Source organism: Alteromonas sp. G5_S2_22_S1 (assembly GCF_054968525.1).
The window spans coordinates 84,552-100,457 of the sequence record NZ_JBQKUJ010000006.1; the positions used below are offsets into that span (position 1 = coordinate 84,552).

General features: G+C 41.4%; 12 protein-coding genes. 8 read left to right on the plus strand and 4 right to left on the minus strand.

The window, feature by feature from the left end:
- The first annotated feature begins 89 nt into the window (after window positions 1–89).
- The gene (locus ACTRWF_RS08645; RefSeq protein ID WP_462835389.1) at window positions 90–2,285 is read left to right on the plus strand and encodes a malate synthase G; all 2,196 of its coding nucleotides are present in this window, start codon (window positions 90–92) and stop codon (window positions 2,283–2,285) included.
- Between the two features lie 311 nt (window positions 2,286–2,596).
- On the plus strand, window positions 2,597–3,490 hold the full coding sequence (locus ACTRWF_RS08650; RefSeq protein ID WP_462835390.1) for a patatin-like phospholipase family protein: 894 nt from the start codon (window positions 2,597–2,599) through the stop codon (window positions 3,488–3,490).
- Window positions 3,491–3,512: 22 nt separating this feature from the next.
- Here the strand turns inward: ACTRWF_RS08650 and ACTRWF_RS08655 are convergent, their stop codons facing one another.
- Together ACTRWF_RS08655 and ACTRWF_RS08660 are read right to left on the minus strand one after the other, a co-directional pair.
- On the minus strand, window positions 3,513–4,529 hold the full coding sequence (locus tag ACTRWF_RS08655) for an NAD-dependent epimerase/dehydratase family protein (protein ID WP_462835391.1): 1,017 nt from the start codon (window positions 4,527–4,529) through the stop codon (window positions 3,513–3,515).
- A 251-nt stretch (window positions 4,530–4,780) separates the two neighbouring features.
- Entirely contained in the window at window positions 4,781–5,551 is a 771-nt protein-coding gene (locus tag ACTRWF_RS08660; RefSeq protein ID WP_462835392.1) for a trypsin-like peptidase domain-containing protein, read from the minus strand.
- 62 nt (window positions 5,552–5,613) lie between these two features.
- Here ACTRWF_RS08660 and ACTRWF_RS08665 point away from each other — a divergent pair, with 62 nt between their 5' ends.
- The 6 genes from ACTRWF_RS08665 to ACTRWF_RS08690 all read left to right on the plus strand — a co-directional run bounded on the left by ACTRWF_RS08665 (window position 5,614) and on the right by ACTRWF_RS08690 (window position 14,098).
- Window positions 5,614–6,366 (plus strand): YdcF family protein, encoded by a 753-nt coding sequence (locus ACTRWF_RS08665; protein ID WP_231129126.1) that lies wholly within the window; start codon window positions 5,614–5,616, stop codon window positions 6,364–6,366.
- A 63-nt stretch (window positions 6,367–6,429) separates the two neighbouring features.
- Complete coding sequence (locus tag ACTRWF_RS08670; RefSeq protein ID WP_462835393.1) at window positions 6,430–7,269, plus strand: PEP-CTERM/exosortase system-associated acyltransferase; 840 nt, start codon at window positions 6,430–6,432, stop codon at window positions 7,267–7,269.
- A 107-nt stretch (window positions 7,270–7,376) separates the two neighbouring features.
- Window positions 7,377–9,098, plus strand: a complete 1,722-nt coding sequence (locus tag ACTRWF_RS08675) for an FAD-binding protein (RefSeq protein WP_462835394.1) — start codon at window positions 7,377–7,379, stop codon at window positions 9,096–9,098.
- 99 nt (window positions 9,099–9,197) lie between these two features.
- Complete coding sequence (locus ACTRWF_RS08680; protein ID WP_462835395.1) at window positions 9,198–10,160, plus strand: EDSAP-1 family PEP-CTERM protein; 963 nt, start codon at window positions 9,198–9,200, stop codon at window positions 10,158–10,160.
- 131 nt (window positions 10,161–10,291) lie between these two features.
- Entirely contained in the window at window positions 10,292–12,982 is a 2,691-nt protein-coding gene (locus tag ACTRWF_RS08685) for a tetratricopeptide repeat protein (protein WP_462835396.1), read from the plus strand.
- A 3-nt stretch (window positions 12,983–12,985) separates the two neighbouring features.
- Entirely contained in the window at window positions 12,986–14,098 is a 1,113-nt protein-coding gene (locus tag ACTRWF_RS08690) for a GNAT family N-acetyltransferase (protein WP_462835397.1), read from the plus strand.
- Here ACTRWF_RS08690 and ACTRWF_RS08695 read toward each other — a convergent pair.
- Both ACTRWF_RS08695 and ACTRWF_RS08700 read right to left on the minus strand, forming a co-directional pair.
- Window positions 14,049–14,633 carry an acyltransferase gene (locus ACTRWF_RS08695; RefSeq protein ID WP_462835398.1) on the minus strand — a complete coding sequence of 195 codons (585 nt, stop codon included), beginning with the start codon at window positions 14,631–14,633 and terminating at the stop codon, window positions 14,049–14,051. The two genes, ACTRWF_RS08690 and ACTRWF_RS08695, sit on opposite strands and share 50 nt — an antisense overlap.
- Window positions 14,630–15,841 carry a TIGR03087 family PEP-CTERM/XrtA system glycosyltransferase gene (locus ACTRWF_RS08700; protein WP_462835399.1) on the minus strand — a complete coding sequence of 404 codons (1,212 nt, stop codon included), beginning with the start codon at window positions 15,839–15,841 and terminating at the stop codon, window positions 14,630–14,632. Before ACTRWF_RS08700 ends, ACTRWF_RS08695 begins: the two co-directional genes overlap by 4 nt.
- Window positions 15,842–15,906 lie beyond the last annotated feature (65 nt).

Genomic DNA, 15,906 nt, shown 5'->3' on the forward strand with positions numbered 1-15,906 from the left:
AAATATATGGCAAAAATACAAACCATAAATTAAAAAACTATCTCTATACACACTACACTGGGTTAACAGACAAATGTATAGAGGTAGTTATGCAAGGATATATTACAAAGGGCCGACTACAGGTTGCCGAACAACTCGATAACTTTATCAACGAACAGGCACTTCCTGGCACTGGCGTCGACCAAGAGGCTTTTTGGCAAGGCGCTGAAGCTCTCTTCGAAAAATTCATACCTCAAAATCGCGCGCTACTAGAAAAGCGAGAGCAACTTCAGCGCGCTATTGATGACTACCACAAAGCTGGGAACCCGGTAGGTGGTAGCGAATACACGGACTTCCTTAAAAACATTGGGTATCTCGTTGAGCAGCCTGCGAACGTTACCGCCGACACACAAAACGTAGATGCAGAAATTGCTACTATGGCAGGGCCACAGCTTGTAGTACCTATTAACAATGCTCGCTATGCACTTAACGCGGTAAATGCTCGCTGGGGAAGCCTGTATGATGCATTGTACGGCACTGACGTTATAAGCGATGAAGGCGGCGCAGAAGCGGGGAAAAGTTATAACCCTGTTCGTGGCGCTAAAGTAGTAGCGAAAGCGAAAACCTACCTAGATAACATGATACCGCTAGCGAAAGGCAGCCACGCAGACGTTACACAGTATAAAATTGATACGGGTAAACTGGCTATCACGCTTACCGATGGCGATGAAACCACCCTAGCGAATACTGAACAATGGCAAGGATACCAAGGCGATATCAGTGCCCCATCAAGCCTGCTTTTTGCGCACAATGGCCTGCACTTTGAAATTCAAATTGACCCTACTCACCCGATTGGCGAGAGTGATCCAGCGAACGTAAAAGACGTGTTGGTTGAAGCCGCTCTGACTACCATTATGGACTGCGAAGATTCCGTTGCCGCTGTTGATGCTGAAGACAAAACCTTGGTGTACAGCAACTGGTTAGGTTTGATGAAAGGCACGCTCAGCATTGAAATGACAAAAGGCGGTAAGCAACTTGTTCGCGCCATGCATGACGATAGAAGGTATCAGCCCTCTAAACACGCTGCAAAGAATCAGTTAAAAGACGGAGAGCTTGTTCTTTCTGGCCGAAGCCTAATGTTCGTTCGAAACGTCGGTCACCTTATGACTAACGACGCCATGCTTTTTGACGGTGAAGAAGTACCAGAAGGGATCATGGATGGTTTAATCACTTCCCTTATCGCAAAGCATGACCTTTTAGGTAATAGTAAATTTAAAAACAGCCGCGAAGGCAGTATTTATATTGTTAAACCTAAAATGCATGGGCCTGAAGAAGTGGCGTTCTCTAATGCGCTATTTGGTGCTATCGAGCCTATCATCGACGTTCCCACCAACACCCTTAAAATGGGTATTATGGATGAAGAGCGTCGTACGAGTGTTAATCTACAAGCGTGTATCGCTGAAGCAACCTCGCGGGTTGTGTTCATCAATACAGGCTTTTTGGACAGAACGGGTGATGAGATACACACTTCAATGCTTGCCGCGCCGTTTGCAGAAAAAGCCGCCCTTAAAGCTATGCCATGGATTAAAGCTTACGAAACCGCAAACGTTGCCGTAGGTCTTCGCTGTGGCCTTTCTGGTAAAGCGCAAATTGGTAAAGGTATGTGGCCGATACCTGATGAAATGCAAAATATGATGGATGCTAAAACTGGTCACCCTAAGGCTGGAGCAAATACTGCATGGGTGCCCTCTCCTACTGCAGCGACACTGCACGCGATTCATTATCACGACGTGAATGTGTTTGACGTCCAGAAGTCGCTAGATGAGAACTTTGATGGGTTAAGCGATATACTCACTATTCCTTTGTTAGAAGATGCCTCAACGCTTACACGTGAAAGTATAAAGCGTGAAATCGACAATAACGTTCAGGGCATTTTAGGCTACGTTGTACGCTGGGTTCACCAAGGTGTAGGCTGCTCTAAAGTTCCAGACATCAACAATGTTGGCCTTATGGAAGATCGCGCGACCTTACGTATTTCATCGCAGCATATCGCAAACTGGTTAGAGCACGGCATTGTAAGTGTAGATCAGGTAAAAGAATCTTTAGCACGCATGGCAGTACTGGTAGATGAGCAAAACGCAGGTGACCCTGAATATATTCCTATGACGCCTGATTTAGATAGCTCAATCGGCTTCTTAGCTGCAAGCGACCTCATCTTCAAAGGTAAAGAACAACCTAGCGGTTACACCGAACCTTTATTGCACGCCCGTCGCCGCGAGATGAAGGCGAAGCTGGCAGGTAATTAGGCTTAGCCTTTTAAACTTAAATTCCTGATACCACACAAATCAAGCTCACTCGCTATTTAAATAGGAGTGGGCTTTTTTATTAATCAAATTTTTTAGAACTCGCGCTGTGACAATTAACACATTCCAAATAGCGTTATTCACACAATGTAGCGAAACAGCAACACCTTAGACTAAAGAGATGAACGAAAAGCCCTTCGCTATTTTGCCGTTATAAAGCCTGTCAACTAAGCTTCTATTAAAAGGCGACGCGGTTGTGCTCAATGAAAAATTAAACTGCATACGCTTTAGCCTTAATAAAACGGAGTATGCATATGCAGGTAGCCTCGGCAGCGATACCCAATAACCTATCAACCTCAGACTTAACGCAAATCGTTCCTATTTTCTCAGGGGGCGGCACACGTTTAAGCGCTCACATAGGCATTATAAAAGCCCTGCATGATATGAAAATTGGCTTTGATACGCTTGTAGGCGTATCAGGCGGTTCCATTATTGCCTCGCTCTATGCTAAAGGTTATAGCGTGGAACAAATGCGAGAGCTGGCGCTTGTCACCGACTTTAGGCAATTTACTGAATTCTCACTTGTAAGATTATTACGTGAAGGCGGGCTCTCCTCGGGTGATGTATTTCAAAACTGGATAGATGAACAGCTTGAAGGCGCGGTATTTGCCGACATGCCGCTCGATTTAAACATACTCGCCACAGATGTAAACGGCGGCGGCCCGGTTTTATTCAACAAGCACGCTACGCCTGACATGAAGGTATCAGAGGCCGTGCGCTACTCCATGTCTATCCCGCTAATATTTTCATTCAAACCCTTTAAAGAGTATTTGCTGGTGGACGGTGCGATATTGTCTGAAGATGCGCTGTTTGAAGACTGGCGAGGAGACGGCACGCCGTCGGTTTGCTTTAGACTTCAAAGCACGGAGCAAAAGCGAAAAGCCATTAAGAAAAACTTACTGCAACTTCCACAATATGTGGGCATGCTTATTCGTACGTTTATGACGGCGATATCGCGAGAGTATGTGAATGCAAAGTATTGGCACAATACGGTAGTGGTCAATACGGGAGAAGTTTCTGCGGTAGACTTTTCGCTAACGCCAGAAATTAAAAACACACTTTTTGAACTGGGATATTCCACTACCAAGGAATTCCTGCCCAAAAAGTGTGCGGGATTTATGAGAAGCAGTGCATTCGACGTGTCTTAATTTCTTCGAGACGCCCTTTCATTTACACTTTGTAGAAGTTGCGGTACCAATCGACAAACGCTTTTACGCCGGTTTCAACGTCAGTAGAAGGCTGATAGCCGGTATCAGCAACTAAAGAAGATACATCAGCATAGGTATCTGGCACATCGCCTGGCTGCATTGGAAGCAGCTCTTTTTTGGCTTCAATCCCTAAAGCGCTCTCCAGCGTTTCAATGAACTTCAACAAATGTACTGGCGTTTGTGCACCAATGTTATACACCTTATATGGCGCCTTACTAGTACTTGGGTCAGGATTGCTGCCATCCCAGTTTTCATTAGGTTTAGCCACATTATCAAGCGAGCGAATGACGCCTTGAACGATATCATCAATATAGGTGAAATCACGACGGTGATTACCGTAGTTATAAACCTCAATGGTTTTACCTTCTAGGATGGCCTTCGTGAACTTGAACAGCGCCATATCTGGGCGCCCCCAAGGGCCGTACACGGTGAAAAATCGCAACCCAGTTGTAGGCAGGTTATACAGATGGCTGTAAGTGTGCGCCATTAATTCGTTGGCTTTTTTAGAGGCGGCGTACAAGCTTACCTGATGATCGACATTATGCTGCTCTGAAAACGGCATGGTTTCATTCGCGCCATACACTGAGCTAGATGACGCATACACCAAGTGCTCGACTTTATTATGGCGACACCCTTCTAAAATATTTACGAAACCGACGATATTGGAATCGACATAAGCGTTCGGGTTTTCAAGAGAATAACGCACGCCAGCTTGCGCGGCTAAATGTACTACTCTGTCGAACTTATGTTCTTCAAAGAGTGCAGCCATTTTCTCGCGCTCTTCAACGCCCATTTCTGTAAATGAGAACAGGTCAGCTGCAGATGATGATTTGATCTCGTCTAAACGAGCGTGCTTTAAATTCACATCGTAATAATCGTTTATGTTGTCAATCCCGACAACTTGGTCACCACGATTGATAAGGTATTGCGATACAGCTGCACCAATAAAGCCGGCTGCTCCGGTGACTAAGATTTTCATTTATTAATCCCTTGGGTTTTGTGTATTGAATTAAAATTCATTGATAAGCCCGCACTTTAGTTTAGTTTAAGCACACCTAAAAAGTCTTTCGTTCTCTTTCTCAACAAATTGAGCCTACTCTGTTAACTAAGCTATCTGGAGCCGAACACTCAGCACTCGGCTCAACAAAGCTCCTATAAAACTGCAATAGATATAAAAAGAAACTCTAAGCAAATAATGCACCATAGAAATATTCTAATGCCGCTCTAGAGTTAACTTGTGGCTCCTTTCAACAATTCCCTCACGAACCTAACAGGAATTGCATATGAAATACCGGTAGGCGACGCGAGCGCACTTTCTTTTGTGTCTTTTACTAAAATTTTGTTTATGACACCTATCACTTCGCCTGTGAAAGGATTATACAAAGGACTACCACTGTTGCCTGGATAAGCAATTGCATCCAATTGATAAATGAGGCTCACACTTTTCAGTCGCGCCCTCATTGTATTAGTTAATTGATTACTATTTGACGCAGGGATTGCGTCCGGTGTTATGGCTGATATATATCCTCTATGTGTGGCTGGATATAGGCCTAAAACAGCACCAATAGGGAAGCCTGTCAATGCAATTTCAGACCCTGGAAGTAGTAATTCATCATTTCCAAGTTTCAGTGCTGACAAAGGAGAATCTAACTTCAGAAGCGCTAAATCGTGCTTGAGATCAATCTTTACAACTTCTGCTTTAATTTTTTTTGCGACTGTTCCTTCACCACTCAAGACTACATAATTTTCAACAATTGTGGGATCTAGATTTTCTGATACTACATGATAATTTGTAATGGCGAAAAAGCCGTTTGATACAATAAAACCAGTTCCTAAGACCCTTGGGGCACTGTGTTTTATTGGAGCATCAACAGCAACAGCAACAGTTCCTTGGGAAACTGATTTTACAATAGATGTAAAAGTAACGGTTTCATTTTCTATTGCTTCAGTGCGGGCCAGTGACCCTAACAACACTAAAATCCCAATAATTAAAGTTTTCATGTATTTTTCCCACGTTGAGCGTTAGTTTAAGAACTTTAATCAATGTATACCGTAAGATACAAATGGATTATTTAAAACAAATAACTCTGCTGTTAATATCACCCCTCACGATCAGTGTATTGCTAATACTATTGTCTTATGCTTTCAAAAGGGCGAATCACTTAAACATCGGGAAGCAAATGTTACTTATGGGTACTTTTGTGTTGATGGTTTGCTCTCAACCATGGGTGGCAAACATTCTACTCTACCCATTAGAATACAATAGCAAACTCTATAATTCATCCGATTTAACTAAAAGTGACGCTATATTTGTTCCTGCTTGCTACTACCAAACGCAATATGACTTACCAGAAGTTTCACGTTGGCACGAATGTTCGATCCAACGGTTAATTCAAGCGAAGATTCTTTCTGATGAATTGAAAATTCCGATTATAGTGACAGGGGGAAATTTCCTTGCTGATAAAGACGTTATATATTCAGAGAAAGCAAAGCAATTTCTGGAAATGTTGGGCGTAATACCAAGTAAGGTAATTTCAATTCCAGAAGGCACTGACTCACAATCAGAAGTCGACGCATTAACCCATAGCTTAAAGTACTCAAGCTTAATTACTGTAACAAGTGCCACTCACCAATACCGATTAGCTCAGCTCTTGGAAAACGCTAATATTAATTCGGAATTTATTCAAGTAGATTTTCAGAGTTCTGGGGAATTAAAACCATTCCTTACAGTTCCTTCAATTCTCGCACTAGAACGCACCAGAAGGGCAATATATGAATATTTAGCAATCGCGAAATACTATGTTTTAGAAAAATAGTATAAAAGGATTAGGCAAATTATTGAAAAGATTTGCTAGACTGACTTGAAGGATGAATTTTGTGTGGACCAAAGTTTAGTGGCTAATAAAACAATAATAGGGCGCGTAAAGTCAATCGTCGGCCGAGAGAGTAAATTGGGAAAGGCGCTGGGAGGCTTAGAAAAGCTTCAAGAAGCCAGATTTATCTCAAAACATTTTTCTGAATTCTTGGACCCAGTGGTTGCACAATCTGACAATACACGTGCTGAAAGTTACAATATTAGACATAAAGTCTACTGTGAAGAACTCGAATTTGAACCACTCAGAGACAATTGCCTTGAAACTGACGAATTCGATGACTTCTCGAGCCCCTGTTTGATCAAACACAAGGGATCAGGTCATTATGCTGGGACAGTCCGTTTAGTAAGGCCTCAGCTTGAGGACCAACTTCTCCCAATCGAGAAGTATTGCCTTAACTCAATTACTCATGAAACTCTTAACCCGCGAAACTTTGAACGAAAAGACATCTGCGAAATTTCTCGACTCGCTGTTCCACTTGAGTTTCGAAAGCGTCAAATGGACAGGTTTTCTGGGGCTGCGACCGGTGTTATTAATGAACATACGTATTCAGAGAATGAATTAAGGTGTTTCCCGTTTATCGCAATTGGGCTTTATTTCTCTGCTGCAGCCTTAGTCATGCACAACAACATAAAACATACATATGTTATGATGGAGCCTCGCCTTGCCCGAAGTATGAGGTTTGTGGGCATTCAGTTTGAGCAAGTAGGTCCTGTTATTGACTATCATGGTAGGCGTGCTCCGTACTATATCAATCCATCACTGCTCTACGCCAATTTAAGGCCTAGCTTTAAGATAATGTTGAAAAACATACAACATGAAGTTGAGAAGTATCCTCGATACTAGGAAATCGTTTAAAAACACTGATTGCTTTTGTCGAGCCTAGCGCTCTTTAATAAATAAATTATATTTCAGTCTTGCGATACTTTTTTCAGACGCGTTAGGAAATCTTTATGGGAACAATAGACTTTGGGTTTGATAAACTTAAAAACCTTCTACTAGCTTCTGGCTTTCAAGCATCACAGATATCATCTGTCGATACTAACGATGCGTACCTCACGTACCCCGAGAAAAATTCTGCTGTATTAATTGTCAAACCATACCCTTCCGAATCAGGTAAAGGTTCACGATATATCGAAATAATAAAGATAATAGAGCTTGCAAAATGTAATGGTTTCGCTATTCACCCCTACAGCAAAGGTGCTAACTTAGGCTATGGCGGTAAAGAACCCTACGGCCCAAATTGCATTGCTTTAGATTTAAGTGCATTCAAAAGAATAAGTCACTACAAGAAAACAAGTGGACACGTAACAGTAGAGCCCGGGGTATCTCAAGAAGCAATTTGTGAATTTTTGATAAAGAATGGAGATATTCATATACATGACACTACTGGAGCGCCAAAATTTGCAAGCATAATTGGAAACTACCTTGAGCGCGGTTTTGGTCATACTCCACTCGCTGAACACGCTAAAAATATTCTTCACGCAGAAATTATCACTCCCAACAGTAAAGACGAACCACCTTCACATTTCGTAACATCAACAGATGGGACATTGTGTGAAATTGACGGAGAGATATTGCATAGGACCTACAATATTGGACCAGATCTAACCGGACTGATAATTCAAAACAACGTTTCAATTGTCACAAACCTCACAGTTAAGCTGTTAAAAAAACCTGAATGTTTCGTAGCGTACTTTATTCCATTCAAAAATGAAGACACTGTACATATGATTGAAGCCTGTGCAGAATTGCGGAAGCAAAATACAATTCACAGCGCAGCGCATATTGGAAACAATATGAAAACGCTCCAGTTGCTTGCAGTGGAATTTCCAGAGTTAATTACATCATACGATTTCAATGAGTTAGATAAGTTAATACGCAAATTCAGCTTAGATGATTGGACGCTATCGGGGGGAATGTACGGGACACCAAACCAAGTCAAGGCACATATCAAAGATTTAAAGGCCGTAATGAAGAGGATTGGAATAAAACCTTTATTCATTGACAAAGGAAAGCTCGGCTTTATAAAGAAAACGTTGTCTCTTTCACCTAGATTTAACAAGGCTTTGGTTAAAAAGCTAATTTCCAGTAAAAACGGTTCCGCTAGAAAAATAGGCGCTAAACTTGCTTTAAGAAAGAGCGTCCTAGAGTTGTGTAAAATAAAGCAAGGGACCCCTAGCAATGAATTTCTTCGAACCATTTATTGGAGAAATCTACACAAGTTGACAGATTCGGTACCTAAACCAGGTAAAGACAAAGTTGGTTTGCTATGGGGAGCGCCATGTACTGAAATATCGAGCAAAGACTTTAAATTAATCACTTCTATTATGAGTGAAACATGTAAGAAGTATAACTTAGAAAGTCCAATTTCAGTAACTTTGATCAATGAAAGAACAATGGAGTGCGTACTGTCTCTTTCGTGGGATAGAGAAGAAGCAAAAGGAGATGAACTTGCATTAGCTTGTTACAAAGAAATAATGCTGGAGTGCGCTTCAAAGGGCTTTCTTCAATACCGAATGTCAACGTTATCAAATCAGTTTTTAAACCAAAATCATTTGCCACTGCTTCATCCGCTACCAACACTTAAAAGCTTTTTCGATCCGTGCAACGTAATCTCACCTTCAAAATACGAGTTAGTGTCTAAAAATTTTACAACCCATTTTCATAAATAATTTTTTACCTTAAACTTCAACAACTTAAGAAGTGGCATGCTGCATGCTTAGTTAATAATGTATAGCAAACCTAATGTTCAAAACAACGGAGCGTGGAAAATGAAATTTGCAACAACTATCAAATATGCAGCGATTGCGGGAGCTCTCGTTACAGCTTCAAACGCGACGGCTGGGGTATCCGCAACAGCTTATTTAGAATTAAATGATCTAGTTGTTCAAATCGATACCGATGGCGACTTGGTTCCAGATCCAGTTAACCCTCTTGATTTTATCACTATTCTACCTGGTGGTTCACGGTCAACTAGTACGTTCGCTGACAATAATGGTATTTCAGACTCAGACTTAGATTCAAAATCTTCTGCCACAGCAGACTCTGATGCTGGCTTACTTTGCCTCGGTGCATCTTGCGGAGTGTTAGGCCTCAGTGATAATGGCCAGACTGTGGATGGTGGCAATCTAGTTGCGAGTGACGCTTTTTATTACTCAGTAGCTGACGCACAAGTTACAGGCAGCGCAATTGGTACTGGAGCTACTGGCTTTACATACGCTGATGCGGGCATTGCAGCTGGTAACGATGAAAGTGCGGGTGCTAATAGTAATATCGCGAATGATATACTTACTACTTTTACTCTTGACATGTTGACGGATATTAATGTGCGATTTAGCGCCTTGATGGATTATCTGGTCGACGCATTTATCTCGCCGGATATTGCTAACGATAGTTTAAGAGCAGCTACATCTACAGCTAAGGCGACATTTGGAATTGAGTTAGTGAGCTTTGACACCGGAACTACAGTATCTCTTAATGATGGCCCTTCAGGTGTAACATTTAATGATATCGCTATAGATCAACCTGGACTGGGTGACTTAATTGTTCGTTCGGGCAACGACGTAGACTTTACGTCGGGCTGGGCTAACGTTAGTGAGGGAACTTATCAGTTGACAATTTCTCAAACATCGACTGTTCAATCCACTCTTGTTCCTGCACCTACTACTTTAGCGATGGCTGCTTTCGGTTTGCTTGGCCTAGGCTTAACTGCTCGCCGAAGAAAACAAAAGTAATCATTGTTTCAATTTGAAAAGCCGGATTTTAATCCGGCTTTTTTATTTATACTATGTTAATACTTCTTGTGACTCATTAAAAAGCGCGATACCTTTATTAAGGTAAATTCACGGACGTTAGAAGTGTTAACATGCTAAAAAATAATATTCGAGTTGCTGCTGCTTTAGCTTTATTAACTTGTGCTGGATGCTCTCCAAAAGCTCAACAGGATTATATTCAAGAAACCAAAACAGCGCTTAAAAACGGGCAAACAAGAGAAGCTGAAGTATTAATTAAACAAGCCATGAGTGAGAAGCCAACATCTGGCCTAAGATTATTGCTTACAGAGGTTTACTTGTTAAACGGCAACATCATTGGCGCCACACAGCAGATCGAAAAAGTAGATATTGAAACGCTCACCCCACCTGAACAAAGCAAAGCTGAGAGCTTAAATGCGCAATTAGCTATTCTTAGCTTTGATAGCAACTACCAAAGACTTTTAGATAGCGAAACCAACTGCCGAGCATGTCGGTTGGCGGAAGCGTGGTCTGGCATCGCGTCGTCAAATTCCGTAGATTTACAAAAAATAGAAAGTGACACGGTCGCATATAAAGTTTTTGAGGCATTTGATAACAAAACTCTCTCAAGTTTAGATATTTCATCATTAATTGACAGTTCTACGTCCAATATTGAACTGCTTGTTATGGGCGATTTATTGAGACGGTCGAATAATCTCAACGGAATGATTACTGTTTATGATGCGTATAAGAAAAATAATCCTAACGTACTGAATATCAATTTGCCGTTGGCTCAAGCCAAGCTGATTAAGGATGATTTTAAAAGAGCCAAAGAACTTGTTAACCCTGTCCTTGCAAAATTCGCTAAAAACCCAATGGCTAATTATCTTAATAGCTTAATTCTGTTGAGCGAAAATAAACAAGATGAAGCATATAACGCCATATCTTTAGCTGATACCTACGGAATAGATATGCCTTCTGTTTCGTTAACAAAAGGGCTTTTAGAGTTCAATTCTCAAAATTATGAATCGGCGTTAAGTAGCTTTGAAAAAGCAACAAATATGGCCCCAGACAATGAACTGGCCAATACCATGCTTGTTGCTACCAAAGTCAAACTGGGCATTACCGACGACGCACTGGAAACTCTAGCAACTCAAGAGAGCTTCTCAGAGCTGGATGTGTCTACCATTGGGCAACTTATTGGCACGGAAAGCCATGCCAGAGAGTGGGTTACCCTTCAATCAAAGCTTGCTCAAAGCGAATCACCTAGAGCAAGAGTGCTTAGCGGGCTTATCGAGTTAGCACGTGAAGGCAGTTCTGAAACATTAAGTAAAACAGGCGACACTTCAGATAGCACTTATAATCTCATTCAAGTTGCGATGATGATGAACAAGGCTGAATTTGACGATGCGCTAAATTATGTAAACAAGTGGCTAGAAAGAACAAATGACAAAGTAAAAGTCATGAACTATAAAGCTGCCATCCTTATTGCTAAAGGTGACCGAGACAGCGCAAAGTCAGTTTATCAGGACTCTTTGGAGCTTTTGCCTACAAATAGAGCCGCTCACATGTTCATGGCTCAGTCTGCAGCAAAGAATAAAGATTATGAAAGTGCACTGAATTCTCTCGATAAAATATTAGAAAATAATCTCAACGATGTCGTTGTATTAAAGTTATACCTTGCCTTCCAAAAGCTTTCTAAAAGTGAAAAATACGAATCGAAGTTACATAGTTATATTGATAACGCTATTTCAGAATTTGACGACAATGTTCTTTTTAAATTAATGAAAGCGGGTATTTTCGCTACTCAAGGCGCAAATGAGCTTGCTCAAAGAGTTCTAAACACTGTAGATGCTGAAAAGGCAAAACTAATCAATCAGTACTGGGAGTTACAATTTTACCTAGCGAGCCGTTCGAATAACGCAAATCAAGCAAGAGATATAGTCAAGGCATGGAATAAACAGTTCCCGGACAGCACACGCCCGAATATTGCATTTGCAACATACCTTGAAAACGCAGGCCAATTAAAAGAAGCGATTTCAGTACTAGAACAAGTCCCGCACTCTCTTGACCGACCAAAAGAAAGCCTTGCGCTAGATTCAAAGCTAGTGTCACTTTACATTCATCAAGGTAACTTATCTAAAGCGAAGTATAAAATTGGACAGCTTGAGAAAAAGTTTAACCTTCCACCAGGGCTATTAGATTATCTAAATGGTACGTACGCTGTTAAGCAAAATAATCTAGATGAAGCGACATCATTACTTACAAAAGCTTATAGCGCGTCAAGTAATTCCCATACGCTTAAATTACTTCATGCATTAAACCTAAGGCGTGGCAATGTCGACTATGGCATTCTTAAAGCACACCTTGAGCAGCACCCTAACGACCTATCAATAAAAGCACTATTAGCTGAGTCATTAATAGGACTAGATAACGATCAGTCAATAGCTATTTTTGAAGAGATCGTCAGTCAGACAAGTGGTAACACTGATGTATTAAACAACTATGCATGGGTCCTTCACCTGGAAGGGAAGAACGACAAAGCTTTTGAAATTGCTAAGCGAGTGGTCGAATTAAATGCGTCAAACCAAGACTATTTAGATACGTTATTTCGCATTTTAACTTCTTCAAAGCGTTATGATGAGATAACCGCGTTTTCAAATAATGCGAGTTCTGACACCAATGCGCTTTTATTAGCAAACGCACACATGCATCTTGACGAACAAGTCCAAGCTCAGAAGGCTTTAGCGACAGTGGAAAAGTCGAGTTTGAGTGAGAAAGATTTATCTTTGTACGAGCATGTTTCAAAAGGCGTAAAAAATTAGTACATGGAAGAAACACGATGGCTAACAAATGTAACTTGGGAGCAACTCTCCACTGTTTTACATGAACTAAACTGTGAAAACTTTTCGCCTTTTTTGAATGAGGAATTTCTTCAAGCGTGGTTTTCCCAAAAGGCATTGCCAGTTCATCTGTTTTTACTTTACAAACAAGGTACTGTTAGCCATTTCGCGTTAATTGGTGAAAGTTTTAAAAAGAAATATGGGCTGACTTTTAAGTTAGCTCATACTAACCAAACCGGTTGTCCTCGTAACGACCAAGTGTGGATAGAGTACAACACGTCGTTTGGGTTCCAAGAACACCAAAACCGTTTCTTTTTTTTGCTTTTAAAAGAATTGGAGCGCCAACATTTCGATATTCTGCATGTCTCAATGACATGTGAGTTTCTTTTCCCCAAAAAGTATTTGAATGGTTTGTGCAACAACGCCGATATTTCACACGGCTTTCGGCGTAGTTTGTCACAAGAGCTTTCTGTCGAGCAGTTGATCTCTTGCCTTTCTGCAAATAGTAGAAGCAAATTAAGACGAAGTATAAAAGAGCTGCACCTTCAGTTTGGCCCAGTAAAAGTGGCCATCGCTGAAGGTTTAGACCAAAAACTTTCATTTCTAGAGCAATTAAAAAAGCTCCACATAAAGCGATGGGGAGACTCTGCTTATGGGAGTGGATTTGAAAACGACGTATTCGAAGGCACACTAAAGAGCCTCATAAAAAATGAAGGCAAGCTTTGTGAAATAGCAAAAGTTTCAGCAGGAGACACTTTACTAGGATATACACTCAACTTAATACAAAGAGACACTGTCTTCTTTTACTGTTCAGGAGTAAACCTTGAGTTTACATCTAAGCATATTAAGCCTGGTTATGTTCTGCACCTTGCTTTAATGGAACATTATGCGCGACGAGGGTTAAGTTGGTACGACTTTATGGGGGGCGCAAGTCAATACAAACAAACTTTATCCAATGACACCGTTGTATTTCACTCGTTACAAATTCCAACAATGACATTCAAAGGTGTTCTTTCACGTTTGAAAAATTATTTGGCGAATGTAGCAGTTATCCTCGCAAAGCGCGTAAAACCTTCGCAGGGTTCCCACCCACTATAACCCCCTCAGGCACATCATCAACAACCACGGAACCTGCTGCTACAACGCTCCCCTTGCCTACGTTCGCCATAATTAAGGCCCCATTACCTAACCAGCAATTCTCTCCGATAATGACTTTGGTAAAAACGCCCCCCTGATCTTTAATCGGCTTTTCTGGGTCAGAAAAATTGTGCTGTCCTTTGCCACTCATGATATGTACACCACTGCCCAACAAAGTATTTTTCCCAATAGCGCATTTACCAATGTTACATTGCGGGCCTATATACACACTCTCGCCAATCTCAGTATCTTGTTGCGAAAACAGTGTCGCAAAACCGATGAGAACGTTTGGCGCACACGAGGTCATGACAAACCGATAAAAGCCCGAACGTAAATAACACCCTAGTTTACCGGGTATAAGCGATAATAGCTGGCTAAATGAGGAAAGCAGCGAGTCTTTGTTTACCACAATAGACAGCATTAAATACAAAAGCGTGAAAGGAAGCATTACAAGTGCACAAAGGGCAAAAAAACTTTTCTTAATTATTGATTTCATATTCGTGCCATTGCCACTTTCAGTGGGCTCAGTTGTTGTTCCCAGCTATATTCGCTAACTATTGCTTGGTAGCTACGTTGTGCTTTATGTTGTGATAGCTCAAAGTTTTCAATACTTTCCACGCATGCAGCTACAAAGCTGTCTACGTCATCTACTATCCACATGCTGTCGGCGTTGGCAAACGAGATCCCTTCAGCTCCCATAGACGTGGTTATTATCGGTAGTTTACATGCTGCCGCTTGAAGCACTTTGTTCTGTACGCCCCTTGCCAACCTAAATGGCGCAACAAACGCATGAGCTTGGTGAAAATAAGGCAATATATCATCGACAAAGCCCGTGACATCTATGCCATCGCGCTCTGACAACGCTTTTATTTCTTCAACAGGGTTCATACCACCCACGGTAAATTTTGCATTCGGCGCTTTTTCACGAATGAGTGGCCAGCAATTTTTAACAAACCAAAGTACCGCGTCTACATTTGGCTTGTAGTCCATCACCCCCGTGAACAAGAAATGCGGCGCAGAGCTTATTGTCGCCGCGCAAGGCTGTACTTTCGCTGGATAAAACGCATCGAAGTCTAATCCGTTTCCAAGTACTGTTATCTCTTTCGATGCGTCTACTGAAGAATTAAATAGCTGCGCCTCTTCGCTTGCAATCAAAAAGCACTCATCAAACCGTTGGTTTGTTTTAGCCTCAAGCTTTTTTATACCCTTGCTTTCACGCTGGTATACGTAGCGCATTAAGAAAGAAGAAGAATCTGCGTATTGCGCCCACTTACCTGAGTCAACGTCCATGAAGTCCATAAACAAGCGACAATGGGTAGTGTTGTAATAAGGCGAGTTGAAGATGTAATAGCTTAAACTCGACGCGGTTAAAAGCAGCGCATCCTTACCCTCTTTCAGTTTTTCGTCAATAACATGTTGAAGTGTTTTTGAGTAAAACGCCCCAACACTTATGGGCAGACCTTGCAGTAAGGCCGAAGCATAACGCGTGAATTTACTACCTAACTGGTAAGAGTTAACCGAAATTCCAAGATGCTTGGCTAACGCTTCAGCATTTTTTTTATCTTCTGCAGTTTCTATGAGAGAAAAAACTTCGACTTCGTACCCTAAGCGATTTAGAAATTCAATTTGATGATATGTTCTAAGTTTTTCGCCCTTATTTGGGGGATACGGTACTCTTTGCGACAACACGCAAACTTTCGACATCAGCGCCTTCCAAGCTATCTTCAGTATTTTTACTTGTCCTGTAGTCATACTACTTCGAAGCAAAT

Excerpts from the sequence above, each read along its gene's own strand:
- ACTRWF_RS08645 (WP_462835389.1), top strand. The coding sequence starts at position 90 with ATGCAAGGATATATTACAAAGGGCCGACTACAGGTTGCCGAACAACTC.
- ACTRWF_RS08650 (WP_462835390.1), top strand. The coding sequence starts at position 2,597 with ATGCAGGTAGCCTCGGCAGCGATACCCAATAACCTATCAACCTCAGAC.
- ACTRWF_RS08655 (WP_462835391.1), bottom strand. The coding sequence starts at position 4,529 with ATGAAAATCTTAGTCACCGGAGCAGCCGGCTTTATTGGTGCAGCTGTA.
- ACTRWF_RS08660 (WP_462835392.1), bottom strand. The coding sequence starts at position 5,551 with ATGAAAACTTTAATTATTGGGATTTTAGTGTTGTTAGGGTCACTGGCC.
- ACTRWF_RS08665 (WP_231129126.1), top strand. The coding sequence starts at position 5,614 with ATGGATTATTTAAAACAAATAACTCTGCTGTTAATATCACCCCTCACG.
- ACTRWF_RS08675 (WP_462835394.1), top strand. The coding sequence starts at position 7,377 with ATGGGAACAATAGACTTTGGGTTTGATAAACTTAAAAACCTTCTACTA.
- ACTRWF_RS08680 (WP_462835395.1), top strand. The coding sequence starts at position 9,198 with ATGAAATTTGCAACAACTATCAAATATGCAGCGATTGCGGGAGCTCTC.
- ACTRWF_RS08685 (WP_462835396.1), top strand. The coding sequence starts at position 10,292 with ATGCTAAAAAATAATATTCGAGTTGCTGCTGCTTTAGCTTTATTAACT.
- ACTRWF_RS08690 (WP_462835397.1), top strand. The coding sequence starts at position 12,986 with ATGGAAGAAACACGATGGCTAACAAATGTAACTTGGGAGCAACTCTCC.
- ACTRWF_RS08695 (WP_462835398.1), bottom strand. The coding sequence starts at position 14,633 with ATGAAATCAATAATTAAGAAAAGTTTTTTTGCCCTTTGTGCACTTGTA.
- ACTRWF_RS08700 (WP_462835399.1), bottom strand. The coding sequence starts at position 15,841 with ATGTCGAAAGTTTGCGTGTTGTCGCAAAGAGTACCGTATCCCCCAAAT.